At 65.7% G+C, this 24,670-nt stretch carries 23 protein-coding genes; 17 read left to right on the top strand and 6 right to left on the bottom strand.

What is annotated here, in order from left to right; all coding sequences use genetic code 11:
- Positions 1-41 precede the first annotated feature (41 nt).
- From HK401_RS06615 to HK401_RS06635, 5 genes are all read left to right on the top strand, one after another.
- Complete coding sequence (locus HK401_RS06615) at positions 42-575, top strand: hypothetical protein (RefSeq protein ID WP_181273888.1); 534 nt, start codon at positions 42-44, stop codon at positions 573-575.
- Between the two features lie 130 nt (positions 576-705).
- Positions 706-2,964 carry a choline BCCT transporter BetT gene (betT, locus tag HK401_RS06620; protein WP_181273889.1) on the top strand — a complete coding sequence of 753 codons (2,259 nt, stop codon included), beginning with the start codon at positions 706-708 and terminating at the stop codon, positions 2,962-2,964.
- Positions 2,965-3,286: 322 nt separating this feature from the next.
- The gene (locus HK401_RS06625) at positions 3,287-4,129 is read left to right on the top strand and encodes a hypothetical protein (protein ID WP_181273890.1); all 843 of its coding nucleotides are present in this window, start codon (positions 3,287-3,289) and stop codon (positions 4,127-4,129) included.
- Positions 4,130-4,239: 110 nt separating this feature from the next.
- A complete protein-coding gene (locus tag HK401_RS06630) occupies positions 4,240-5,835 on the top strand; it encodes a lipase maturation factor family protein (protein WP_181273891.1) in 1,596 nt (531 codons plus the stop codon).
- Between the two features lie 4 nt (positions 5,836-5,839).
- Entirely contained in the window at positions 5,840-6,901 is a 1,062-nt protein-coding gene (locus HK401_RS06635; RefSeq protein WP_181273892.1) for a hypothetical protein, read from the top strand.
- Positions 6,902-6,971: 70 nt separating this feature from the next.
- Here HK401_RS06635 and HK401_RS06640 read toward each other — a convergent pair whose 3' ends face one another.
- The gene (locus tag HK401_RS06640) at positions 6,972-8,246 is read right to left on the bottom strand and encodes an Nramp family divalent metal transporter (RefSeq protein ID WP_181273893.1); all 1,275 of its coding nucleotides are present in this window, start codon (positions 8,244-8,246) and stop codon (positions 6,972-6,974) included.
- A gap of 161 nt (positions 8,247-8,407) precedes the next feature.
- Here HK401_RS06640 and HK401_RS06645 point away from each other — a divergent pair, with 161 nt between their 5' ends.
- The 5 genes from HK401_RS06645 (at position 8,408) to HK401_RS06665 (ending at position 12,801) form a co-directional block, all read left to right on the top strand.
- On the top strand, positions 8,408-9,097 hold the full coding sequence (locus tag HK401_RS06645; RefSeq protein WP_181273894.1) for a TetR/AcrR family transcriptional regulator: 690 nt from the start codon (positions 8,408-8,410) through the stop codon (positions 9,095-9,097).
- 82 nt (positions 9,098-9,179) lie between these two features.
- Positions 9,180-9,539 (top strand): DoxX family protein, encoded by a 360-nt coding sequence (locus HK401_RS06650; protein WP_181273895.1) that lies wholly within the window; start codon positions 9,180-9,182, stop codon positions 9,537-9,539.
- A gap of 290 nt (positions 9,540-9,829) precedes the next feature.
- Positions 9,830-10,645 carry a class I SAM-dependent methyltransferase gene (locus tag HK401_RS06655; protein ID WP_181273896.1) on the top strand — a complete coding sequence of 272 codons (816 nt, stop codon included), beginning with the start codon at positions 9,830-9,832 and terminating at the stop codon, positions 10,643-10,645.
- Positions 10,646-10,723: 78 nt separating this feature from the next.
- Positions 10,724-11,233 (top strand): hypothetical protein, encoded by a 510-nt coding sequence (locus tag HK401_RS06660; protein WP_181273897.1) that lies wholly within the window; start codon positions 10,724-10,726, stop codon positions 11,231-11,233.
- A gap of 179 nt (positions 11,234-11,412) precedes the next feature.
- On the top strand, positions 11,413-12,801 hold the full coding sequence (locus HK401_RS06665) for a uracil-xanthine permease family protein (RefSeq protein WP_181273898.1): 1,389 nt from the start codon (positions 11,413-11,415) through the stop codon (positions 12,799-12,801).
- 77 nt (positions 12,802-12,878) lie between these two features.
- Here HK401_RS06665 and HK401_RS06670 read toward each other — a convergent pair whose 3' ends face one another.
- From HK401_RS06670 to HK401_RS06680, 3 genes are all read right to left on the bottom strand, one after another.
- Complete coding sequence (locus HK401_RS06670) at positions 12,879-14,084, bottom strand: LacI family DNA-binding transcriptional regulator (protein WP_258234049.1); 1,206 nt, start codon at positions 14,082-14,084, stop codon at positions 12,879-12,881.
- A gap of 117 nt (positions 14,085-14,201) precedes the next feature.
- The gene (locus tag HK401_RS06675) at positions 14,202-14,912 is read right to left on the bottom strand and encodes a sulfite exporter TauE/SafE family protein (RefSeq protein ID WP_309135925.1); all 711 of its coding nucleotides are present in this window, start codon (positions 14,910-14,912) and stop codon (positions 14,202-14,204) included.
- The gene (locus HK401_RS06680) at positions 14,909-16,450 is read right to left on the bottom strand and encodes an amidohydrolase family protein (protein ID WP_181273899.1); all 1,542 of its coding nucleotides are present in this window, start codon (positions 16,448-16,450) and stop codon (positions 14,909-14,911) included. The genes HK401_RS06675 and HK401_RS06680 overlap by 4 nt, the downstream gene beginning before the upstream one ends.
- A gap of 152 nt (positions 16,451-16,602) precedes the next feature.
- On the opposite strand from HK401_RS06680, the gene HK401_RS06685 reads away from it, so the two are divergent.
- From HK401_RS06685 to HK401_RS06695, 3 genes are read left to right on the top strand one after another with little or no spacing between them, the layout of a single operon-like run.
- The gene (locus tag HK401_RS06685) at positions 16,603-17,928 is read left to right on the top strand and encodes a methyltransferase domain-containing protein (protein WP_181273900.1); all 1,326 of its coding nucleotides are present in this window, start codon (positions 16,603-16,605) and stop codon (positions 17,926-17,928) included.
- 55 nt (positions 17,929-17,983) lie between these two features.
- Positions 17,984-18,187: a CopG family transcriptional regulator gene (locus HK401_RS06690; protein WP_181273901.1), complete on the top strand. Its 204-nt coding sequence runs from the start codon at positions 17,984-17,986 to the stop codon at positions 18,185-18,187.
- 23 nt (positions 18,188-18,210) lie between these two features.
- A complete protein-coding gene (locus HK401_RS06695) occupies positions 18,211-18,555 on the top strand; it encodes a type II toxin-antitoxin system death-on-curing family toxin (protein WP_258234050.1) in 345 nt (114 codons plus the stop codon).
- Positions 18,556-18,634: 79 nt separating this feature from the next.
- Here HK401_RS06695 and trpS read toward each other — a convergent pair whose 3' ends face one another.
- On the bottom strand, positions 18,635-19,693 hold the full coding sequence (trpS, locus tag HK401_RS06700) for a tryptophan--tRNA ligase (protein WP_181273903.1): 1,059 nt from the start codon (positions 19,691-19,693) through the stop codon (positions 18,635-18,637).
- Between the two features lie 498 nt (positions 19,694-20,191).
- Here trpS and HK401_RS20630 point away from each other — a divergent pair, with 498 nt between their 5' ends.
- Complete coding sequence (locus HK401_RS20630) at positions 20,192-20,338, top strand: VOC family protein (RefSeq protein WP_258234051.1); 147 nt, start codon at positions 20,192-20,194, stop codon at positions 20,336-20,338.
- 119 nt (positions 20,339-20,457) lie between these two features.
- On the opposite strand, the gene HK401_RS06710 is transcribed toward HK401_RS20630, so the two are convergent.
- The gene (locus HK401_RS06710; RefSeq protein ID WP_181273904.1) at positions 20,458-21,342 is read right to left on the bottom strand and encodes a LysR family transcriptional regulator; all 885 of its coding nucleotides are present in this window, start codon (positions 21,340-21,342) and stop codon (positions 20,458-20,460) included.
- Between the two features lie 88 nt (positions 21,343-21,430).
- On the opposite strand from HK401_RS06710, the gene HK401_RS06715 reads away from it, so the two are divergent.
- The 3 genes from HK401_RS06715 to HK401_RS06725 are packed head-to-tail and all read left to right on the top strand — an operon-like array spanning position 21,431 to position 24,592.
- Positions 21,431-22,885, top strand: a complete 1,455-nt coding sequence (locus HK401_RS06715; protein WP_309135926.1) for a CitMHS family transporter — start codon at positions 21,431-21,433, stop codon at positions 22,883-22,885.
- A complete protein-coding gene (locus tag HK401_RS06720; RefSeq protein ID WP_309135927.1) occupies positions 22,873-24,279 on the top strand; it encodes an acyclic terpene utilization AtuA family protein in 1,407 nt (468 codons plus the stop codon). Before HK401_RS06715 ends, HK401_RS06720 begins: the two co-directional genes overlap by 13 nt.
- Before the next feature lie 13 nt (positions 24,280-24,292).
- Positions 24,293-24,592 (top strand): AtuA-related protein, encoded by a 300-nt coding sequence (locus HK401_RS06725; RefSeq protein ID WP_181273906.1) that lies wholly within the window; start codon positions 24,293-24,295, stop codon positions 24,590-24,592.
- Positions 24,593-24,670: the final 78 nt, after the last annotated feature.

Here is a 24,670-nt window from a genome sequence, read left to right on the forward strand (position 1 = left end):
GACCGGTCCCTCGCCGAGGCGGCCCTGCCAGAATCTCAGACATGACCTCCCCTTCCACCCCCTCCGAGCCGGTGCCCCCGACCGGCGACGCCGGCCCCACCCGCTCCGGCCCATCCGGCTCCGCTTCCGAGAAGTCCTTCCTCGCGTTCGTCCGCGCACCCTTCCTCGCGCTGCGCAGACGACCCGAAGTCAGCCGCGCCCCTGCCACCCGGGGCTCCACCCGTCGCACCCCTGCCGGCCAGTCGAGCCTCCCACCGGCAGAACTGTCCGGGCTGTTCCGCCCCGGCGAGGTCGAGTACACCCGGCTGCGCAGCCAACCGCCCTTCGACTCCGACCTGTTCATCCTCACCGACCGGCGGCTGATGCGGGTGCGCACCGATGGCTCCGGCGCCGTCGCCCAACTCTCCCAAGCCTCCCCCTGGCAGATCGCGCGCGCCCGCGCCGAAGACTTCCGCAATCATGCGAGCGTCACCGTCGAACTCCACATCGGTGCCACGATGCGACTCGAGGAGACCGCACCGAACGAAGCCGAACGTTTCGTCGCCACCCTCACCGAGGTGGTCGCCCGCGCCTGACCAGGACCTCCACCAGGCTTAGTCGGTTTCCTGAGAAGAGGGGGTGCTGTCTTTGTGAAAATCCTCCACTCGTAAGATGGATCAGGCCCCTTTTCGGGGCCGTCCGTTCTTCCCGACCGGAGGTTGATGCGTGCAGGACCCGAACGACGAGAAGTTGAAGCGCCCGGTCGTCGAACGTGAACGGTTCGGCGGCACCGATCGAGCGACGAGAATCAGCAGAGACATCGACCCCGACAAGCGGCCCCCGATCGACAGTTCGGAGCTGAGCAAGGGGCCGGCGGAACTCACCGACGAACGTGGCTCTCGGATCAACTGGCGAGTCTTCATCGTCGCTTCGCTCATCATCCTCGCATTCTCCGTCTGGGCCATGCTGATGCCGGGCCAGGCACAGTCGACGATGAAGACCGTCGTGGACTGGATTGCGGAGAACCTCGGCTGGTTCTACGTCGTCACCGTCACCGTCGTCATCGGCTTCGTCCTCTGGGTCGCCCTGTCCAAGGAAGGTTCGGTCAGGCTCGGCCCCGACCACTCCCGGCCGCAGTACAACCTCTTCACCTGGGTCGCCATGCTCTTCGCCGCGGGCGTGGGCATCGACATGCTCTTCTACTCGGTGACCGGACCGATCACCCAATACCTCGAACCGGTCAACGCCACAGCCGAATCAGCCGCCGCCGCACAGGACGCCGTGGTGTGGACGATGTTCCACTACGGCATCGCCGGATGGTCGATGTACTCACTGCTGGGCATGGCGATGGGTTACTTCGCCTACCGCTGGGGCATGCCCCTGTCCATCCGCGCGGTCCTCTACCCGCTGCTCGGCAAGCGCGTGCGCGGTGCCACCGGTGACGTCATCGACATCTTCGCCCTCGTCGGCACAGTCTTCGGAGTGGCCACCTCGATGGGCATCGGCGTCGTCCTGCTCAACGTCGGCTTCGCCACCCTCTTCGGACTCGAACAGGGCCTGGCCCTGCAGATCGCTCTCGTCATCGTCGCCGTGGTCATGACTGTCGCCGCCTGCACCTCGGGCGTGGACAAGGGCATCCGCCTCGTCTCCGAACTCAACCTCTGGTCATGTGCGGCGATGATGCTCTACATCCTCGTCACCGGCAAGACCGCGTTCCTGCTGGGCGCCATGGTCGAAAACGTCGGCCGGTTCATCTTCACCCTGCCCGAACGCACCCTCTCGACCTTCGCCTACGTCGACGGCGGCTCCGAATGGATGGGCGGCTGGACCCTGTTCTTCTGGGCGTTCTGGCTCGCCTGGGGTCCCTTCGTCGGACTGTTCCTCGCCCGCATCTCCCGCGGTCGCACTCTGCGCGAGTTCGTCATCGCCGCGATCACCGCCCCCGTCATCTGCGACTTCATCATCGTCACGATCTTCGGCAACTCGGCCCTGTCCGAGGTATTCGACGGCAACACCGAGTTCGCGCAGACGGCCATCGCCTCCCCCGAACAGGGCTGGTACGACCTGCTCGAGATGTTCCCGGGAGCGACCTTCCTCATCGGCCTGGCCACACTGTCGGGTCTGCTGTTCTACCTCACATCCGCGAACTCCGGGGCCATGGTGATGTCGAACTTCTCCTCCTCGATCCCGAACCCGGAAGAGGACGGAGCCAAGTGGCTGCGCATCTTCTGGGCCCTGGTCACCGCGGTACTCACGATCGCCATGCTCGTCGCCGGCGGCGTGACCACCATGGAGTACGCGACACTGATCTTCGCCCTTCCGGTGACGATCATCGCCTACCTCGTCATGGCCTCGTTCTCGAAGGTGCTGCGCATGGAGCGCGCCGAACGCGAGGGCCGGACCCGCAGGCGGCGGACCACTGCCGCCCACGGCGGCAGGGCGCCGGAGAAGACCTGGCGACAGCGGCTGGCAACTCTGCGGTCGTATCCGTCGAAGAAGTCCGTCGAACGCTTCGTCGCCGAGGTGGTCGGGCCGTCCCTGACGGCTGTGGCTGCGGAGTTCCGCGAACTCGGCTACACCGTCGAGCACGTTCAGGCCATGGACGAGGACGCCGGCATCACCTCGAACACGATCAACGTCGACATGGGCGAACAGCGCGACTTCCACTACGAGGCGGCCGCCGTCGAGGCGAACGTGCCGTCGTTCGGTGCCCGCAACGCACCACGCGGAGACGACCGCTACTACCGCATCGAGGTGTTCACGCAGACCGGTTCGGAGGGCTACGATCTCATGGGCCTGAGCGGTCAGCAGATCATCGACGACGTTCTCGACCGCTACGAGAACCACCTGTCGTTCCTCGCCTACTCGCACGAACATTCGTACCAATCGGTCGTCACCCCGCCGAGTCCGCCGGCCACGGATTCGATCCCGGCGGTCCCCACCTCGGCGGATGACGTCGAAGAGCTCGAAGACCCGAAGCACTGACCCCGCCCCTTCGCCGAGGTGGCTGTGCCCACCGGTGCACAGCCGCCTCGGCGCGGGGATGAGTTCAGAAGGAGCGGTGACCGTATCGGTCACCGCTCCTTCTGCGTCGTCGAATCAGAACTGGAACACGCGACCGCCGCTCGTCGCAGGCGCAGCTGAGAGAATCGACGCATGAAGCTGAGAGCCCACAAACTGAGTACGACGGTCTTCTACGGCATCGTCCTCGCCGGATTCGTCACCGTCGTCTTCTTTCCTGACCAACGCAGGCATCGATCCGCGCGCCCATCGCTACGGGGACTTCGATCCTGCGAACGCCGGCGCAGTGAGCATCGGTCTCTTCGGGCTCTACCATGCGATCGCGATCATCTTCTTCGATGACGACCCCGAGCTGGTCTCTGCCGAGGATGGCCGGCCCACCGATGTTCCGACGACGCCGAGGAAGGCCGGGTCGTTCACCGCGTTCGTTCGCCAGCCGGCGCTCAAGGTCTTTTCGGTCGGCCCGATCTGGGCGGTGATCTCTGCGGCGGTGATCTTCATCTGGTTCGCTGCTGCGGACGTGCCCGGAGCAATCGGCACGGTGTGGGGCGACTACGGCGTCTCCCCGGTTCCCGCGCTCGCCGTGCTCTTCACCTGCTGGGCGGCAGCCAACCTCGGTTTCACTTTCTCCACTCTCGCCGGGGCGGGCCACCGTGACAATCCGCCGCTGTACGTCGCCTCCCTGGTCCTGCTGTTCCTCGTCGCTGCTGGTGTCATCATCTACTTCCTGGCAGCGCTGCCTGACATGCGTTCGGGTACGGCCCTGGCGGTCAACGGACTCATGCTGCTCATCTCCTTGGCGGGCCTCATGGGCGCCCGGCTCTGGGCTATGCCCCGCTTCGCCCGCGACGCGAAGGAACAGCAACAGGGTTCACGCGGACGCAGGCAGCACAAGCGCTTCGGCTCACGCCCCGCGGACTCCCCTCAGCCGCCGCATGACGTGCTAGAGGCCGGCGAGACGCTGCTCGGCGCCGAGATGACCCGGAAGGGAACAGCGATGGTCACCATCGTGCACCTGCGCGATCGTCCGACCATGCTCGTGACCGGCGGCGATCCTGCCGCTGCCGCCCGGTTCGCCGAGGCGCTCACGTCCCTTGCGGGCACAGGACAGCTCCCGAACACCCGGTAGCCCCGGACAGCCCTTGCACAACCTCGGCACGAGGACCATAGTCGTCACCAGGGCATCCGGAGCGCAGCGGACCACAGCTGCGGCAATCGACGGGAAGGGTGGTGCATACCGTGGACCTCAGCCAGGTGATCGCGCTCCTCACCGCGGGTGATTACACCATCTCCCGCGAGATCATCCAGCGCGGCTTCGGCGCCCTCTTCTTCATCGCTTTCCTCTCTGCTTTCAACCAGTTCCCGGCACTGCTGGGTGAGCGCGGGCTCACCCCCGCCCCGCGGTTCATCGCCCTGACCACCTGGGCGCAGGCGCCGAGCCTCTTCCGGTGGAAGCGCTTCTCGTATTCGGATCGGCGGCTGCGCATCGTCTGCGTGGTCGGAATGGTCCTGGCCGCCTCGGCGATCATCGGACTGCCCCAGGCCGGGCCCGCGTGGGTGCCGATTCCGGTGTTCCTGGCGATGTGGGGACTCTACTTCTCGGTCGTGTCGATCGGGCAGCGCTTCTACGGCTTCGGCTGGGAGTCGCTGCTGCTCGAAGCCGGGTTCCTCATCGGGTTCCTCGGATCCGCCGAGGTGGCCCCGACCCTGCCGATGATCCTGCTGCTGCGGTGGTTCGTCGTCCGCGTCGAGTTCGGGGCGGGCATGATCAAGATGCGCGGCGATGCGTCGTGGCGCGATCTCACGGCGATGGACTATCACCATCAGACTCAGCCGATGCCGAACCCGGTCTCCCGACGCGCTCACTTCATGCCGGGCTGGTGGCACAAGGGCGAGACGCTGGGCAGCCATATCGTCCAGCTTGCCGCCCCATGGCTGCTGTTTCTGCCCCAGCCGATCGCGTCGTTCGCCGCTGCGTCGATCATCATCACACAGCTCGCACTCGTCGTGACCGGCAATTATGCGTGGCTGAACTGGGCGACGATCCTGCTCGCCTGCTCCGGCATCAGCGATACGTTCTTCCGCTGGATCGTGGGCGGGCCGTTCCCCGGGTGGGGATGGAATACCGTGGGCTCGATCCTGTCGGATCCCACCGGCGCCGAGGCGGCTGGTGGGGGCGTCGGCCCCGTGTCGCCTGTGCCCCTGTGGTGGCTCATCGTCGTCATCGTGTTCGTCGCGTGGCAGTGCTGGTTGAATGTCCCGGCGCTGCGCAATCTCTTCTCGTCACAGCAGCTGATGAATGCGAGCTTCAACCGGCTCGGCCTCGGCAACGCCTATGGCGCGTTCGGGTCGATGACCGAGACCCGAGAGGAGATCATCATCGAAGGCTGGATCTCCGACGGTGCCGACAGCGCGGGTGATGACGACGCGGACAACGACGATGCGGACGGCGCCGATGACGGCTGGCGGGAATACGCGTTCAAGGGCAAACCCGGTGACGTGCACCGTCGCGCACCCGTCGTCGCGCCCTATCACCTCAGACTCGACTGGCTGATGTGGTTCGCCGCCCTCGGTGACTATCGACAGTCCTGGTTCACCGAGCTGCTGCGTCGCATCGGCACCGGCGACGCACAGATCCGCCGCCTCATAGGCCCCGATCCCTTCGCCGGTCGCGCCCCGGACCTCATCCGCGCCCGCGTCTTCACCTACCGCTACGCCACCCGAACCGAACGCCGTGACGCCGCCGCGGCCGGGCAGCCGCGACCATGGTGGGTGCGCTCGGACCCACGGATCCTCGTGCGGCCGATCGATCTGCGGACCGAGCGGCAGAGCTGACGACATGAGCGAACACAGACGGATCCTCTCCCACGCTCTCCTCGGAGCCGTCACGTTGAGCGTCCTGGCGACGATGCTCTTCTTCGTCTTCAACACCGGGTCGGCGCGCGCATCCAGCACCTCGAACAGCGTCATCGACGCCGAGGCGGCCGGACCGCTGAGCTTCGCGTTCATCGGACTCATCACCTTCGTGGCGATCATCTTCTTCACCGGCACCGACCGAGGCGAGGGTCTCAGGTCCGAACTCAACGGTGCCCCACGAGGTGCCCTCACACTCTTCACACGAGATCCGCTCATCGGGTTGATGAGCATCGCGCCCCTGTTCGGTCTCTTCTTCTCCGCGGCGGCTCTGCTCTGGAACTCCTTCGCCACCGCACCTGGAACACCCGGAACCGTGTGGGGAGATCTCACGAGTTCTCCGCTGCCCTTCTTCGCCCTGTTCGCGGCGACGATCGCCTCGACGAACTTCGGTCTGGCGCTCGCGGGACTCACCGTTGCCGTGCGCAGCCGGGTTCGGCTCGCACTCACCCTCGTCTTCGCTGAAGTCATTCTGGGAATCGGCGTCGGCGCGCTCTTCGCCTGGTTCTCTGCGGCAGGCACCGTCGTCACTGCCGCTGCCGCTCTCCCCCTGGCCATGATCTCCGTCGTCGCACTGGTCGGGGCGCGTCGCCTGGCCGTCTCGAGCCTCGGTGCCGATGGGCACCTCTCTGCGCGTGCCCGCCGGAGGGGTCCGACCCCACCTCCCTATGACGCCCTCGAGCGCGGGGAGACCGTGCTGCTGAAGATCGGCAACCGGATTCCGCGTGGACAGGAATTCCTCCTGGCCACCGCCACCCGCTTCGTCCACGCCCGAACGCGCACTGCCGGCCCCACGGAGATCCTCGACGAGGCGGCGCCGAATCAGCTGATCGAAGCGAGCACCCGCATCGACCACGGGCACACGACCGTCGTCGTCCGGTTCCACGACCGACCGGCGATGCGACTGCTCCAGGCCGACACCGAGGAGGCATCCGAGTTCGCACACAGGCTCACCGTGCTCGCCCGCTCGGGAATCCTCCCCGACTGACGGGCCCCTCCAGGGAAGATCCCCGGATCCGCAGCACGAGCATGGCTGCCGAGGCCCACCTCGGCGAAGGTCATTCCACGCCGAGCGCGAGGAGGACGATGAGCACGACGTTGAGGACGATGATGAGCGCCGAGGCGGCCGCCGCGATGGCCGTGATCCACCGAGCATTCGCGAACTCGCCCATCACCGTCCGGCTGCTCGTGAGCCTGACCAGGGGAATCATCGCGAACGGGATGCCGAGGCTGAGCACGACCTGGCTGAGTACGAGCGCCCATGTCGGGTCGATGCCGAGACCTAAGACGATGAGCGCGGGGATCATCGTCACCGCGCGCTGCCACACGATGGGGATGTCGACGCGCAGCAGACCCTGCATGATCGACGCCCCGGCATAGGAGCCGACCGCGCTCGAGGCCAGGCCGGAGGCGAGCAGGCCGATGCCGAAGAAGAGCCCGACGATCTCGCCGAGGTTGGCCGTGACGACGGCGTGCGCGCCCTCGATCGTGTCGGTGCCCGCCTGCCCGCGCAATGATGCCGCGGCCAGGAGGAGCATCGCGATGTTCACGGAGCCGGCGACGACGAGGGAGAGGACGACGTCCCACCGGCTCGCGCGCAGCAGCTGTCCGGTAGAGGCTGTCGTGTCGCGGCGGTGGCGGTCGACCGAGAGTGCCGAGTGGAGGTAGATCGCGTGGGGCATGACGGTGGCGCCGAGCATGCTGGCGGCGAGCACGACCGAGTTCGTGCCTTCGAGTCTCGGCACGATTCCACCGGCGGCGTGTCCCCAGTTCACGTCCCCGACGAACAGCCCTGCTAGAAAGCCGATAGCGATGATGACGAGCATCGCGATGATGACGAACTCGAAGGGGCGCTGACCGCGGGTGGACTGGATCGAGAGCAGGAACAGGGACACGACGCCGACGATGAGTCCGCCGAGCAGGAGGGGTAGGTCGAAGAGGATCTTCAGCGCAATGGCACCGCCGATGACCTCGGCGAGGTCGGTGGCGACGGCGACGATCTCGGCCTGGCCCCAGTATGCGAGGCGGGAGCGTCGGCGCAGCCGATCGCCGAGGATGCTCGGCAGGGACTGTCCGGAGACGAGCCCGAGCTTCGAGGACAGGTATTGGACGAGAACGGCGATGAGGTTCGCGGCCACGAGCACCCAGACGAGCAGGTACCCGTATTCGGCTCCGGCCGTGAGGTTGGCCGCGACATTGCCGGGATCGACGTAGGCGATGGCGGCGACGAAGGCCGGGCCGAGCAGCGCGACCGTGGAGATCTTCTTCGTCCGGCCGCGCCGGTTCCGCCCACGTTCGCTGGTGTGCACTGCTGCAGATGGATCGACGTTCATGAAGTTAAGGTACATTAACTTTTCTGTGCGGGCAAGACGATCGGCAACGCAGAGGCCAAGCCTCTTGCGATGCTCGGATCGGGCGACTCGCACCTCATCCACCAGCCCCACCCGCGACGCATGACCTGGAAAGTGAACACGAAAGGACTTAAGGTTCGAGCATGGTGAGTGAACATGTTCAATTTTGCGCCGACAAGCGTCGACAGACCGAAGCGAGGATCATTTCGGCCGCCGCCGACCTGTTCCTCGAACACGGGTACAGGGCCACGACCATCCGTGCAGTCGCGAAGGCCGCCGAGGTGTCCGTCGGCCGAGTGATGGCGATCGGCGACAAGGACTCCATCCTCGTCGCCTGCTTCGACCGCTGGATCGGCCAGCTCCAGGACGGAACGTACACCCCTCCGCCACCGCGGAGAGCGACCCTGTCGAAAGCAGGCAGCGAGCCGGCAACAGCCGCGGGGACAACGTCAATCGGTGGGGCCACGACCGCCGCCGATCTTCGACCCGCCTCGGCGGTGCAGCGGCACCTGCTCGACCTCTTCCTGCCCTTCCTCGAATTCTTCGCCGCACACGAAGATCTGTCGCGCGACTACACGGCCGCGATGGTGCGGGTGAAGGAGGATCCCGAGGTGTTCCACACTCTCGCCGAGGATCTGCAGGGCCGCCTCGGCGACTCCCTGACCTCGATCGGCATCGGCGAGGACCATGCCCGGGCCAGCGCGGTCGCACTCTATGACTCCTACCTGGGCATCCTCTTCCGCTGGGCGGCCACCTCGATGACTCTCGCCGAGGCCACGGACGCACTGCTCGCTGTCATCGCCTTCCACACTCGCGTCAGGAGTCCGCTGTGAGCGCGCAGCCTGAGACATCTATCGCTGCCCCTGACACCGCCATGCGCCGAACGCGGATCGCTGAAACCGTGGAGGTTCGCCCATGACGCTGCTCCCCGATCCCATCTGGCCCGTCATCGTCCTCGCGGTCACCGTCTTCGGCGACGGATTGCTGACGTTCCGACCGCCCAGGGCGATCGCCGCGTGTCTCGACGGGGTCGGATTCCCGCGTGACTGGTGGTGGGTGATCGCGGTCGTGAAGTTCCTCTCCGCGGCGGGGCTGGTGGCGGGCATCTGGGTCCCCGGGGTGGGTGCGGCCGCCTCGGCGGGGCTCGTCGCCTACTTCGCCTGCGCGGCCGCCGCTCACCTGCTCGCACGCTATGTCGGGCGGGACTTCTGGCTCAACTGCCTGGGCATGCTCATCGTCTGCCTGGCCGTGTTCGTCATCTGCTTCCTCGTCTAGCCACGCCACGCACACCCGCAGCCCGCGACGCGGACGAACCAGCTGTCTTGGGTGGGCGAAATGATCGGGACCACTCGCCTTGGGCGGGCGAAATGGTCGACCCGCCGGCGGTGAGTATCGGAGAATTCCGGCGATTCCCATGTGCGCCGCGGCATTTCTGCCCTAGAGTCGAAGTACGGCATCGCCGCCGGCCCAGGCACAGCACGAACCGCCATCGGCGGCAGATCGTTCGGCTGACGCACCGCGTCGTCCGGCAACCGTGCCGAACCGCCTGGCAGAGGAGTGTGGACATGCCCGAATATGCCGACAGCAGTCGCACCCGCGACGAAACTCCCCACGAACGCTACGAGCGATGGTCCTGGATCCACGAGACGGCCACCATGACGGGATGGGATTTCTCCGCACTGGCCGGCCGCCTCATCGCCGATGACCCGCCGTGGGACTTCGACGAGATCTGCCTCGAGGCGATGGCCGAATCGACTACCTGCCTCGACATGGGCACCGGCGGCGGCGAGCGCCTCAGCGAACTCATCGACCGCCTCGACGAGGCACGGCCACCCGGGGAATCGACCCCGACGATCACCGCAACCGAGGGGTGGGAACCGAATGTCCCGTTGGCCACCTCGGCGCTGGAGGACTACGGGGTCACCGTGACCCGGTACGACAGCGATCACCATCCGGAGATGCCGTTCGGCGACGGCGAGTTCGACCTCGTGATGAACCGACACGAAGGCTATGACATCGCCGAGGTGGCCCGCGTCCTCACCCCGGGAGGGCTGTTCCTCACCCAGCAGGTCGACGGCACCGAGGCACAGGAGTTCCGTGATTACTTCGGCGGCGGCCTGGGCAATCTCAGCCAGCAGCTCGAACCCTGCCTCGACGGCCTCGAACGTCACGGGCTGACGATCGAGGCCGCCCGGAAGTGGCAGGGGACGATGTCGTTCACCGACGTCGAGGCCGTCATCGAATACCTCGCCTACATCCCGTGGGACGTGCCCGGATTCACGGTCATGCCCAACCTCGGCGTGCTCGGGCGCCTGGCCGAATCGAGCGATCCGATCGAGGTTACGCAGAAGAGATTCCTCATCGTCGGCCGCAAGCCCTGACCTGAGGGAGGTTTTCCCGACCCACGGCTTGGGTTATCAGCATGGGCCGCGTCACGCCCGCGTCGATAGCGTCGAGGTATGACTTCGACGGACTTCACCTATCCCCAGCCGACCGATGACGAGCTCGCGGCACAGCAGCCGCGACATCCCTCCCCTGACGCCCCGCTGATCTACTCCTCACCCGGCGCCGCCGGGCGGCACTCTGCCGCGCCGCACTCTCACAGAACCAACTCCGCCGATGCGACGAACTCGCCTGCCCTGGGTCGAACGGCGATGGTGCTGTCGCTTGTGGCCGGAGTTCTCTCCGTGGTCGCCTCGGTGATCCTCGGCGCCACGGTCGGACCCTCCGAGGCCGCCTCCGGGTACTACTTCACCGACACCCCGGACTGGTACCAGTCCCTGGCGGCCGCTCTCGTCGGCCTGCAGGCCCTGTGCACCGGGCTGGGCGTCACGGCCATCATCCTCGGCATCGTTGCGGCGGTCACGGCACGCGGTCGCACCTTCGGCATCATCGCGAATTCTGCGGCAGTGGTCGCTCCGTTCGTCTCCTTCGGCACTTTCATCGCCCTCAGCTTCGCCTTCGCCTGACCGCCGACCGCCGAACGCCGAGCGGCACGCAGCGTCGGCACCTCGTGCCGGCAGCCTCCCGGCGCTGTCCGAATCGCGAGTCACCTGTTGACACTGCCCCCACCACGGTGCACGATTGAACAAATCGATTTGGCCATTGAGTTCCAGGCCGATCACGATGCGCCTCAAGGAGCAGTGCCATGAGCGAGACGAACGATGCCAACGACGACATCCACCCGGTCGACCGACTGCGTCCGATCCACACACTCATCCCCTTCGCGATCCAGCATGTGCTCGTCATGGTGGCGACGCCGATCTCCTCGGTGTTCCTCATCGCCACCGCGCTCGGGCTGGATGCCAGGACCACCTCGGCAGTGCTGTCTGCGGTCTTCGTCTTCTCCGGTCTCGGGTCGATTCTGCAGTCGGTGGGGGTGTGGAAGATCGGCGTCCGGCTGCCGTTCGTCATGCTTCCCGGCGGGGCGGCGACGATCCTGTTCATCACGATCGCCCAGGGCACCGACGTCGAGACGGCGGTCGGCGCCGTCCTGCTCACCGGTGTCTTCTACATCCTCGCGGTGACCCTGTTCGTCAAGGTCCTCAAGTTCTTCCCGCCGCTGGTCATCGGCATCATGGTCATCGTCATCGGCATCAACCTCGTCCAGGTCACCGGCAAGCTCATCGTCGGCGAAGCGGACTCTCCGGACTTCGGCGACCCGCAGAACCTGCTGCTGGGACTCATCACCATCGTCATCACGGTGCTGTGCTTCCGGTTCCTGCGCGGGATGCTCGGCAAACTGTCCGTGGCCATCGGGCTCGTCGGCGGCACCATCGTCGGCGCCTTCATGGGGGCGACGGACTTCGCCGGGCAGACCGACGGCCCGCTGTTCGCCCTGCCCACGCTCTTCCCGTTCGGTTCTCCGAAGTTCGACCTCATCGCCGCGATCCCGATGCTGCTGTGGGCACTGGCCTCCATGGCCGAGGCGACCGGGCAGACGATCATCAACGCTGAGGTCGTCGAGAAGAAGGTCGAACCCGCCCGCGCGGTCCCTCGCCTCATCCGCGCCGACGGAATCACCACGATCATCGGCGGGCTCTTCGGCACCCCGGCCATGGTCACCAGCGGCGAGAACGTCGGCATCGTCCGTGCCTCCGGCGTGCGCAGCCGGTACGTGACCGCGATCGCCGGCATCATCCTCATCCTCATCGGCGTCAGCCCGATCGCCCGGATCCTCAACGGAGTGCCCTCGGCTGTGGTCGGCGGCACCGCCGTGATCGTTTTCGCGATCATCGCGGTCCTCGGCATCCAGATGCTCGCGAAGATCGACTTCAACAAGACGGGCAACCTCATCACCGCCACCGTGGGGTTGGCCGCGGGTCTGATGCCCGTGCTCATCCCCGGCATGTACGCGCAGCTGCCGCAGAGTGCGGCATCACTGCTCGGCAGCGGTGTCGCCATGGCCGCGTTCGTCTCGGTGCTGCTCAACCTGCTCTTCCATCACACGGGCAAGCGCAACCGCCACCCGAAGGCACGCACACCGATCGCCGATCCGAGCGGCCTGGAGCAGCGGCCCGCCGACTACCGGATCTGAGTCGGGCGGACCGTCCGCTGCGGTTGGTGGGCGGTGTGGCTGACTGACTGAGTCGGCGAACTCGCGATCGCCTCAGCCTAGCGCCGCGATCCCGCGGTCGATTCCCGGACGACGAGTGCAGGTCCGGGCATGGTCGCCGAGGCGGCTGTACCCGTGGCCGTGGCGGTGGCAGTCTCCCCGGGGCTCGCTGACTTGCCTGGCTCACCTGGCCCCGTCGGCCCCGTCGGATCGTACTTGAGGACGGCCACCAGCATCTCGACGGCTGCGGTCGAGATCGCCTCGAGTCCGAGGTCGACCGCCGTCAGCGGCGGCGTGCTCGTGCGAGCGCGCAGCCCGTCGTAGCGGGTGGCGATGAGCAGGTCGCCTCCGACGGTTCGCCCGGCTTCCTGCGCGGCTCTCACCGCGCCGGTGGCGAAGGTGTCGATGGGAGCGAGCAGGGCATCGATGTCCGGGTGGGCGGCCAGCAGCCGCGCGGCGGCCGCATAGGCTCCGTCTTCTCCTGTCGTTTCGTCCGCCTCGGCGATCAGTGGGGCAAATCCCCTCGCCGAGGCGGTCTGAGCGTAGATCTCGCGTGCTGCCGTCTGCGCACCGCGCCGACTGCGACCGACGAGCAGAGCCGGCTGCCGGGCGCCCTGGTCGAGGAGGTGATCGAGCAGAAGCTGAGCGGTGCGCTCGTGATGCAGGTCGATGCTCCACCGGCTGTCGGCAGCACTCGGCTCGCCTCCCTCGGCGGCTGGCTCACCTCCCCTGGCAGCGGACACCCTCGGATCGGAGCCGGGCTCACCCGCCTCACGCTCAGCACCCGCCTCGGCGCCGGGCCCGTCGATCGTGACATAGGGGACCCCCCGGGCACGCAGCGCCTCGGCGATGGGGTCGTCGGCGGCCGGTTCGAGCAGGATCGCACCATCGATGTCGAGCAGATCGACGGGATCGGTCTCCTCATTCGGCGGCGCGAGGACGAAGACATATCCTTCGAGCAATGCGGTGCGCGCGCACCCCATTGCGAGTTCGGTGAAGAACCCGAGCTGAGAGGGCCCGGCAGACACGGCCGCCGGCATCGACGACAGCAGTGCGAGAGTCTGCGACTTCCCGGATCGCAGGCTCTGGGCACGGGCGCTGGGTCGATAGTTCAGCCGGTCCGCGACCTCTTTGACCTTGGCTCGAGTGGCCGCGTTGACCTTGCCCTGACCGCTGAGCGCATGGGACACCGTCGTCCGCGACACTCCGGCCTCACGCGCCACATCGGCGATCGTGACGCGGTGTGCGCGCGGGAGGTCGGACATGGAATCAGCCTACTTCACACAGCGACGGGAGGCGGGCCGACAGAACCCAGGTCGCAATCGGACATTTCTGAGCCCTGAAAGTATCCGATGCTGACCTATCTTTGCCGCGACCGGCCCTCACGCCTGGACGATGACGATGGCCCCGGACACGATGGCGAAGCCGAGGACGATGTAGCGCAGCACCGGTCCGTCGAGGCGGTGGTGGACGTAGCGGGAGAGGAACGACCCGACGGCGAGGAACGGCAGCATCCACGCCGTCGTGACCATCGTGTCCGCTGAGACCTGCCCGGAGAAGGCGAGCACGATGAGCGAGATGACCTCGCCGACGAGGAAGCACACCGCCACCGTCGACCGCAGCTCCGGGCCGGGACTGTGCTGGTAGGCCAGCGCATAGGGCGGCCCGCCGATGCCGGTCGACGTCTCGGTGACGCCGGTGACGAGCCCGACCGAGGCGAGGACCATGCGATTCGGCGTGAACTTCGGCGCGAGCAGGGCGATGACCGCGGCGATGAGCGTCGACCAGCCGATGAGCAGGGAGAGCTGGTGGAGGTTGATGATGACGAGGATCCACAGACCCGCGAACGTCCCGGCGAATCGACCGACGCTGATCCATTTCACCCCCGTCCAGTCGATGTGCTCACGTTCGCGCGCGGCCACGTAGAAGTTGAGCGGGATCATCAGCACGAGCAGCATCACCGGGATGAGGCTTGGATCGATGAACGTCACAACGGGAGCGAGGATCATCGCAAACCCCATCCCCGTCGACCCCTGCACGAACGCAGAGATAAGAACGACGACGGCGATGATCGTGAACGCGAGACCCGTCACCAGTCGACACCTCCCGCCGAGGTGGCTGTGCCGTTCCGTGAACCCGTCACCGAGGCGACGCCTCCGTCCCGAAGCGGAGTGCCCTCGTGCTCGGCCATCCACCTCGACCGATGCTCGGACGCGCTCGGATCGATGCGGGTGATCGGCGAGTTCTCGACGACTCGGCGCGAGACCTCCCTGGCACGGTCGAGGAATTCGCGTCCGTCCCAGTCGACGGGCCACCCGTGTTCGAGTCGCAGCTTTCCGTCGACGATGACCGCCTCGATCTGGTCGCGATTGGCCACGCGGACGAGTTCCCAGGGCAGGTCCCAGGAGGGGACGAATTCCGGGGTGTCGATGTCGACGACGAGGAGATCGGCGTGGGCACCGGGGGCGATCTCGCCGACCCGGCCGCTCAGTCCCACTGCGTCAGCACCGCCGCGCAGTCCCTGTTCGAGCCAGGTCCAGCCGCCGCCGGACGAGGAGTCGACGACGTCCATTCCACCGGTGAGTCGCTGCGCGGTCTCGGCGGCGTCGAGGAGTCGGAACGCATCCGAGCGGGTGCCGTCGGTGCCGAGTCCGATGCGCACACCGAGCTCGTGCATGAGCAGGGCGGGCGCCACGGCGTTGCCCTTCCATGAGCTGGCCACCGGATTGTAGGCGATCGCGCCGCCGGAGTCGCGCAGCAGGCGGATCTCGCGCGGGGTGAGCAGGGTGGCGTGCGCGGCGAGCAGTTCGGGACCGAGGGCGCCGAGGCGGGCCATCCTCTCGAGCGGACGTTCCCCGCTCGAATTCAGGGAGCGTTCGACGGCGACGATGTGTTCGTTGAGGTGCGTCTGGAAGGGCACTCCCGCCTCGCGGGCCATTCGCGTGAGGGCTACGAGAGCCTCGTCGGAGGCGACCTCGGGGATGGATACGGCCAGGGAGGGGTGGACGAGCGGCTCCGCGTCCCACCTGGTCAGGTGGGATTCGGCGGCGGCGACCACCTCGGCGACGGTCGAGGTGCGCACTCCCCCGCCGAGGTCGTTGCCGATCATCCCGAGCACGCAGCGCAGACCCACCGCCGAGGTGACGTCGGAGATCGCGGAGACGTCGACGCTCGAGCGGGTGCCGGCGTCGGCGACGGTGGTGAAGCCGCCGCGCAGTGATTCCCAGGCGGCCAGCCGGGTGGCGACGTCGATGGCCTCGGCGTCCATGTTCGACTCCATCGGCACCCACACGCGCTGGAAGATCTCGGAGGGTTCGCCGAAGACGAGGGACTTGCCGAAGGTCTGCGTGAGGTGATGGTGGGCATCGATGAAACCGGGCATGAGCAGGCGACCGGGCAGGTCGATGCGGGTGACCTGGCGTTCGATATGGGCGGTGCCCGTCGTTACGGGGGCGTGCACTTCGGTCAGCAGCGCTGGGACTTGGGCGGCCACCTCGGCGAGGGGACCGACGGCGAGGATGCGGCCGTCGGCGACGAGGACCGCATGACCGGTCTGCGGACCCTCGGGGAGGAGGACCTGGTCGGGAACGAGCAGGGCCGGGGACTGGTGGAGCGTGCGCAGCTGGGACATGGGTTCCTTCGCACTCGACAGGGATGGAGCCAAATCGATTTGGTTACTTCGATTGTACTGTTCCCGACAAGCTGGGGTCAACGATTTCTCGGGGGTCGCGGCACGAGGAGCTGCGCGATTCCGCGGCCCGGATCGGCGACTAGAATGAGGGGATGACGACCCTGCCGCTCACCCCCGCCTCGGCGGATCATGGGCACTTGGAGTGCGGGTATTTCGACCGCGGAGAGTGCCGCTCGTGCGCGCTCCTCGAGACGCCGTATCCACAGCAGATCTCGGACAAGGAATCCTGGTGCCGGGAGATCCTCGCCGAGGCGGCTCCGCAGGTGTGGCTGCCGAGTTTCGCCGGCGGGATGGCCGGCTTTCGCAATCGGGCGAAGCTCGCCGTGGGCGGGTCAGCCGGTCGCGTCACCTTGGGCATCCTCGATGGGGAGTTCCACGGCGTCGATCTGCGCGACTGCGGGATCCAGGCGCCGGCGATCCGGGGCGTGGTCCCGGCCCTCGCGGACTTCCTCGACGGCACCGGGCTCGAACCCTACGATGTCTCCGCACGCCGCGGTGAGCTGAAGTTCGTCCACGTCACGGCGGCCCCGTCCGGGGATCTGATGGTCAGATTCGTCGTGCGCACCCAACACGGGCTCGACGTGCTGCGCTCGCGACGGACTGCACTGTTCGAGGCGGTGCCGAGCGCGACCGTGGTCTCGGTGAATCTGCTGCGGGAGCACAAGGCCGTGCTCGAGGGCAGCCGGGAAGAGATGCTGCGGGGCGAGTCGCTGCGGATGAACCTCGACCGGGTCGATCTGCACCTGAGGCCGCAGAGTTTCTTCCAGACGAACACGGATGTGGCCATCGGTTTGTACAACCAGGTGGCCGAGTGGGTGGATTCGGTGGAGGCGGAGAACCTGTGGGATCTCTATTGCGGTGTCGGCGGGTTCGCTCTCTACTGCGCGGGCGCCGAAGCGACGGCGGCGGGCACCGCTGCGGAGCCGTCAGCGGCCGCGTCCGGAAACGAACGGTCGATCGACGAGGTCACCTCAGGTTTCCGCCGACCCCGCCGAGTCACCGGCGTCGAGGTCAGCGAGCAGGCGATCGAGTCGGCGAAGATCAGCGCCGCCGAGCTCGGCATCGATGCACGTTTCCTCGCCGTCGATGCCACGGAGTTCGCGGAGGAGCACCTGGGTGGTGCTGGTTCCACGCCCCTGGTCGGCACTTCCGCCTCGGCATACGAGGAGCAGCTAGCCACGGATGAACGGCCGGACTGCGTGATCGTCAACCCACCTCGGCGCGGGATCGGGGCCAGGCTGTCGTCCGCACTCGAGGATTCGGGTGTCGAGCACATCGTCTATTCGAGCTGCAACCCCGTCTCCCTGGCCAAGGACCTCGCCCGGATGCCGAGCTACGCGGTCGAGCAGGCGCGGATCTTCGACATGTTCCCGCACACGAAGCATCTCGAGGTCGCGGTCCTGCTCCAGCGAAAGTGAACAACTGCGGACCTTCACCCTTCCCCTTCTGCTACCACATTGATACCATGGGAATATGGCTATGACACTGCGGTTGAATTCGGACGATGAACGCCTCCTGGCCGAGCTGGCAGAAGCCGAAGGCATCAGCCGCCAAGCGCTGACGATTCGCGCCATCCATGAGATGGCGGAGCGACGCGGCCACGCCGCCAAAGTCAGTCAAGCTTCCGAACGCGCGCGCGACCGCTATGCCAAACTCCTCGAACGCCTCGGTGAATGACTTCTTACCTCCGCACTGAGGACATGCTCGCGCTGACCGCCGACCTCAATGTGGGGCCGGTAAGAGATCTGGGCTTGTCGGAGTCAGCAACGCACCGTCCTCGAACTGTGCTCTGGGGAGCGGAGGCGTACCCTTCTCTGGAGACCAAGGCGGCTTCGCTCCTCGAATCCGTCGTACGCAACCATCCGCTTGTCGACGGAAACAAGCGTCTCGGGTGGCTGAGCGTCGTCGTCTTCTACGAGCTCAATGGGGTCTTTCTCGAAGCACCAGACGACGAAGCCTATGACCTGGTGATATCGGTCGCCAGCGGAGAGCTCGGTGTCGATGAGGTCGCTCACTCCCTCCGCCGGTGGCGTGACCAAAGCTGAAGACCCTCACATGAAGCACCTCGAGGTCGGGGTCCTGCTGCGCCGGCAGTGAGGACGGAAGACTCACAGCGCTGGAAACTCACGCCGTGTAGTCCATCCCCATCGCCGTGCGCACCTCGGCAAGCGTCGCCTCGGCGATGGCATTGGCCCGTTCGTTGCCGGCAGCCAGGATGCGCCTCACCTCGGCGGGGTCGGCTTCCAACTCGGCGCGACGGGACCGATGGTCCGCGAGATAGTCGTTGACCACCTCGGCGACATGGTTCTTCAGTGCCCCGGCACCTGCGTCGGCGATGGTCGCCGCAATGGCCTCGGGCGGCTCACCGGTGCACACCGACGCCGTCGACAGCAGCGCCGAGACCCCGGGACGATTGTCGGGATCGAAGGTGATGTGCCGGTCTGAGTCGGTCTGGGTCCGGCGGATGGTCGCAGCTGTCTCGTCAGCGCTCATGCCCAGGGAGATGGCGTTTCCGTAGCTCTTCGACATCTTCCGTCCGTCGAGTCCGGGGAGTTCGGGTGTAGTGGTGAGCAGGGCTTCCGGCTCGGGGAAGATCGCGCCCGAATCAGACCCGTAACGCTCGTTGAAGCGGCGGGCGATGGTGCGAGTGATCTCGACGTGCGGCAGGTTGTCCTTACCGACCGGCACGAGGTTGCCCTTGCAGAAGAGGATATCCGCGGCCTGGTGGACCGGGTAGGTGAGCAGGAGCCCGCTGAGTGGTCGCTCAGAGGCGGCGAGTTCGGATTTGACCGTCGGATTGCGTCGGAGTTCGGAGTCGGTGACGAGGCTGAGGAACGGCAGCAGCAGCTGGTTGAGTGCGGGAATGGCTGAGTGCGTGAAGGTCGTCGTCCGTGTCGGATCGACGCCTGCCGCGAGGTAGTCCATCATCGCCTCGAGGACGTTGTTGTGGACATTCGCCGAGGTAGCCCGGTCCGTGATCACCTGGTAGTCGGCGATGACGATGAACGTCTCGATGCCGAGGTTCTGCAGGCGCACACGCTCGAGTACGGATCCGAAGAGGTGCCCGAGATGGAGCGGTCCGGTGGGCCGCTCGCCGGTGAGCATGCGAAATCGGCCGGGGTGAGCGTCGATGTCGGCGCGCAGCTGCGGCATGCGTTCGAGGGTGGCCGTGAGTGAGTCCATGGATGTGTCTCCTGTGTTCGTGTCGATGTGATGACAAGGACTGCACGGAAGGGGCCTCACAGGGAGAGCGGGCTGCCATGCAGCCCGCGGGTATGCGTCAGTCGGCTGCGTCGAGAGGCAGCCACCACCAGTTGAGTCCGGAATTGCGCATGCCCCGATCGTACTCGTGTCGAATCATCGCCGAGGCGGCGGGTGGGGTTTGTCAGCGATGAGTTGGCGGGCGGCGAGGTGGTGTTCGTCTGTATTGAGTAGCGGTAAGCTCGACACCATGACCGGACAGGCACACAGCCGCTCACGGATCGGTAACCCGGTCGGCAGTTGAGCCGCAGAGGGCAAAAGCGTTCGGCTCGCTGCCCTCCCACGAAGAAGTCTTCTCCAACATCATGCTCTCCGACGGAGTGAAGCTCCAGTTCGCCTCTCCCCCCGCCGGGGTTCGACATCCTCCCGGTCCATATGGCGTTCCTGTGCACGGATGAGCACTTCGATCGGGCCGTTGGCTTGCTCGAACGACGTGGCCTCGACTTCTGGGCCGATCCACAGCGCACCCGCCTACAAGAATCGAACGAGGAGCACGGCGGTCGCGGCGTCTACTTCCTCGACCCGTCGGGCATGTACTTGGAGCTCATCACCAAGCCGTACCTGTAAGGATCGCCGAGCGCTTAAGTCGGCGCCCACCGCGCACCGCATAACGCACTACAGTGTCGGCAACTTGAGCGGTCGGCGTCCTGCTCGCTCATGTGCCGCCGCTGTCGACTGCGCCGAAGCTATGCCAGCAGACTCTGCCGGAAACGCTCGACGACAGCCGGCAGGGGCCCGCGCTTGCGATGAACGACGACAAGTGTGCGCTCGATGGTCGGACAGATCGGTATGCTCACGATGCCTTCGAACTGCACCAGCGGCACGACCATCTCGGGCACGACCGAGACGCCTAATCCAGCTGAGACCAAACCGCCTACAGCTGGAATGCTGCGGGCCGACTGCACTACGTCGACACTGACGTCGTACTTGGCGAACGCGTGGTCAACCAAGGGTCCGATGCTGGTGACCGCATCAAAGCCGATGAACTTCTCCAGAGAGAAATCACTCCAGGTGAGTTTTTTCAGCTCGGCCAGCCGATGACCAGTCGACATTATCGCCACCAGCTTGTCGGAGACGACCTCTTCGATCTCAAGCTCGGCGGGAATACTCGAATCAAGGGCCAGGATGCCCAAATCCACGGTGCCGTTGAGGATCTTCTCCGCCACGTTCTCCTGGGGTTCGTCGTGGATCTTCAACCCCACCTGCGGCAGATCTCGGCGAAAGTCCGCGATCACGTGCGGCAGCAGCGTCGCAGTCACTGATGGAAGGCATGCCACTCGCACGATGCCGTCTTCCCCGTTCATATGTCGTGCGATGCGATCCAGTGCCTCATCGTAGGTGGCGACTGCCATCGAAGCGTGAGCCGCGACCTCTTCGCCCAGACGGGTCGGGACGACCGATCGTGTGCTCCGGTCGAAGAGCCTGCTGCCGATGCGCCGTTCCGCCTCAGCCAATGCCCGACTCACAGCTGGCTGGCTGATCTGCAAGCCCTCGGCGGCGAGGGTGAAGCTGCGCAGTCGGTGAAGCGCCTCGATTGCGCGCAGGTGGTAAATCGCCAGATTAATAACCATAGTTCATCAGTGTAGAGCGAAACGATATTGGACGAAGCCTTCAATGAGCCTGGATCATGGACTTTGATCTCTGAGAAAGGAATCAAAGGTGCTTTCACTCATTGGATACGTATCAATGCTGGTGATCCTCGCTCTGCTGCTCTGGCAGAAGGTGTCACCCATCGTCGCTCTCGCAGGAGTCCCGATCGTTGCGGCTCTCATCGCAGGCAATTCACCGGCGCAAGTCAGCGAATTCGCGTTGGCCGGTATCAACAGCGTCGCCAGCGTTGTCGTGATGTTCGTATTCGCCATCGTGTTCTTCGGCATCCTCCGTCACGTCGGGTTCTTCGACCCGATCATCGACAGGATCGTCCGCCTCGGCGGCTCGTCTCCGAAAGCCGTGGCGGTAGCGACGACACTGTTGGCCTCCGTGGCTCACCTCGACGGCGCCGGCGCGACAACGTTCCTCATCACCATCCCTGCGATGCTGCCGATCTATCAGCGTCTCGGCATGAGTCGCTTGACGCTGACGGCTTGCGTAGGCCTTGGTGCGGGTGCCATGAACATGCTGCCCTGGGGAGGTCCGACCGCACGGGCCGCGGCAACCGTGGGTGTCGAACCCAATGTGGTGTGGACACCGCTCATACCGGCCCAGATCGTCGGTGTCATCGCTGCACTCGGCGTCGCATGGTTCCTCGGCAGTCGCGAAGCCAAGCGCATCACGAAGGGTAAGCCTGCCGAATTCGCCGAGGCGGTCGACACTCACAACGGTGACCACTCCACTCGTTCGATCGAGGTCGACACAATCGAGGCCGGCCGGAACAGGGCCGAGTCATCCGAGCACAACAGCTTCAACTCACGTTCAACCTCGGTAGTGGAAGACAAGGGTCGTCAGGAATCCGGCGACCGCTCCGACACCGTCGAGAAGGACTTCCGCAACATTCCGCTGTGGGTCAACGGGCTGATTCTGCTGGCAACCCTGGTGGTGCTGATGTGGGGCATCGTCTCCCCAGCTGTCGCCTTCCTCGTCGCGACGATCATCGCACTCATCATCAATTTCCGAGGGTTGGAGAACCAGTCACGGCAATTCGACATCAGTGCGAAGTCGGCAATGCTCATGGCCAGCACCTTGCTGGCCGCAGGTGTTCTCCTCGGTGTCCTCGACGAAAGCGGGATGATCGAGTCGATGGCCGAATCAGCGGTCAAGATCCTGCCGGCGGGAATCATGCCGATCCTGCCGATCGCCGTCGCCGTACTCGGCGTGCCCATGAGCTTGTTCTTCGGGCCTGACGCCTACTACTTCGGCGTCTTGCCGGTCCTATCCGCCGTGGGCTCGAACTACGGCATCGATCCTGTTGTGCTCGCCCAGGCATCAGTCATCGGACAGGAGACACTCGGATTTCCCATCAGCCCCCTGACCGGGGCGTTCTACCTTCTCGTCGGGCTGGCAAACGTACCGATCGGCAAGCACATCCTCGGCCTATTCGGCTGGGCATGGCTGGTCAGTATCATCGTGATCATCGCCGCAATCGTGATCGGAGTGATTCCCCTGTGGACAGCCTGAACCTTTCGAACCCGAACGGACTCTCGTCCCCTCCCAAAGCTCCGGATCAGGTGCGGCTCGGAGCCGGCGCCGGATTCGCAGGGGATCGGCTCGATCCGGCGATCGCCCTTGCCGAGCACGGCCGACTCGATTTCCTCGTCTTCGAACTCCTGGGAGAGCGGACTGTGGCCGCGGCCCAACGACGCGAACGAGAGATTGCGGACACGGGCTTCGACCCGACCTTGATCGATCGAATAGTCTCGGTCGCCCCCCACTGCGCAGCCAACGGCACACGCATCATCACGAACGGCGGTGCCGCCAACCCGAGGGCCGCTGCCGAAGCCGTCGCCGAGGCGGTCCGGAAACTGGACGTCGACCTGCCCGTTGCCTATGTCAGCGGAGATGATGTCCTTCAGATCGTTGAAAACACCGATCCAGTGACTTGGGAGACCGGACAGCCGGCATCCTCTATCGACGGGGAACTCATTTCGGCCAACGCCTATTTGGGCAGTGAGCCGATTCGGCGGGCCTTGGATGCTGGTGCCAGAATCGTCATCACCGGTCGCGTCGCTGATCCTTCGCTCTACGTCGGGGCGATGGCTCACCACTTCGATTGGGACCTCCACGATGCCGACCTCATCGGTCGGGCCACCGTGATCGGGCACCTGCTCGAATGTGCCGGTCAGGTCACTGGCGGATATTTCGCTGACCCAGTAACCAAACCCGTGAACGGTCTCGCGGAACTCGGTTTCCCTTTCGCCGATGTCGATGCCGATGCCCAAGCCGTCCTCGGTAAACTCGACGGTTCCGGAGGAGAAGTGTCCGTACATACCTGCACTGAGCAGCTGCTCTACGAGGTCGCCGTCCCGAGCGCCTACATCACACCGGATGTCACTGCCGATTTCTCACATGTGAGTTTCGAGCAAGTGTCCGCTGACCGTGTGCGCGTGAGCGGCGGCTCGGGCGCGGTCAAGCCCTCTGACCTCAAGGTCACGCTCGGCTACGACTCCGGATGGCAGGGTGAGGGGCAGATCTCTTACACCGGCATTCGGTCGAAGGAACGCGCGGAGCTGGCGGCAGCGATCATCCTCGAGCGCCTCAAGTCGCTGCATGGCTTCGACCCAAACTCCGTGTTCGTCGAATACATCGGAATGGCCGCGGCGTTCCGCGGGCTGATGAAGGTCGATACCTCAGCCGAGGTGCGGCTGCGCATCGTTGGAAGCGCTAACTCGCGACGGAGAGCAGCCATCATCGGCGACGAGGTCGAAGCCCTCTACACGAATGGACCGGCAGGCGGCGGAGGTGCGAGGAAGTCCGTGCACAGCGTCATCTCGGTCAAGTCGTGCAGCGTCGACCGAGCGATCATCGAAGATGCCGCATCCGTTGAGTTCGTCGATGGCTGCGCTGAGATCTGAGGAGAGAGTTCGAATGACAACCATCGACGAGCTGGCATCGGTGCGCACCGGCGACAAGGGCGATACGCTCATCCTCGGCGTGATCGCCCACGACCCGGCCGCATTCGAACGTATGGACAGAGATCTCAGCGCACGACGCGTCGCCGAGCACTTCGGGCTCGATGCGCAGAAGGTGACTCGCAGCGATCTTCCGTTGCTGAATTCTTTCAGCTTCGAACTCTCCGGGCTGCTCGGCGGCGGAGTGACTGGTTCACCCAACCTGGACGGGCACGGGAAAACCATGAGCTACCACCTTCTGACCCTCGACATCTGAGTCTCCCGCTCAATCTCGAGGCGCAGATCTGCTCATCACTCGAGATCATCTCGGGTTGCGGTGCCTGGGAGACGCGCC

It is taken from the genome of Brevibacterium oceani, assembly GCF_013623835.1.
GTDB classification, from domain to species: Bacteria; Actinomycetota; Actinomycetes; order Actinomycetales; family Brevibacteriaceae; genus Brevibacterium; species Brevibacterium oceani.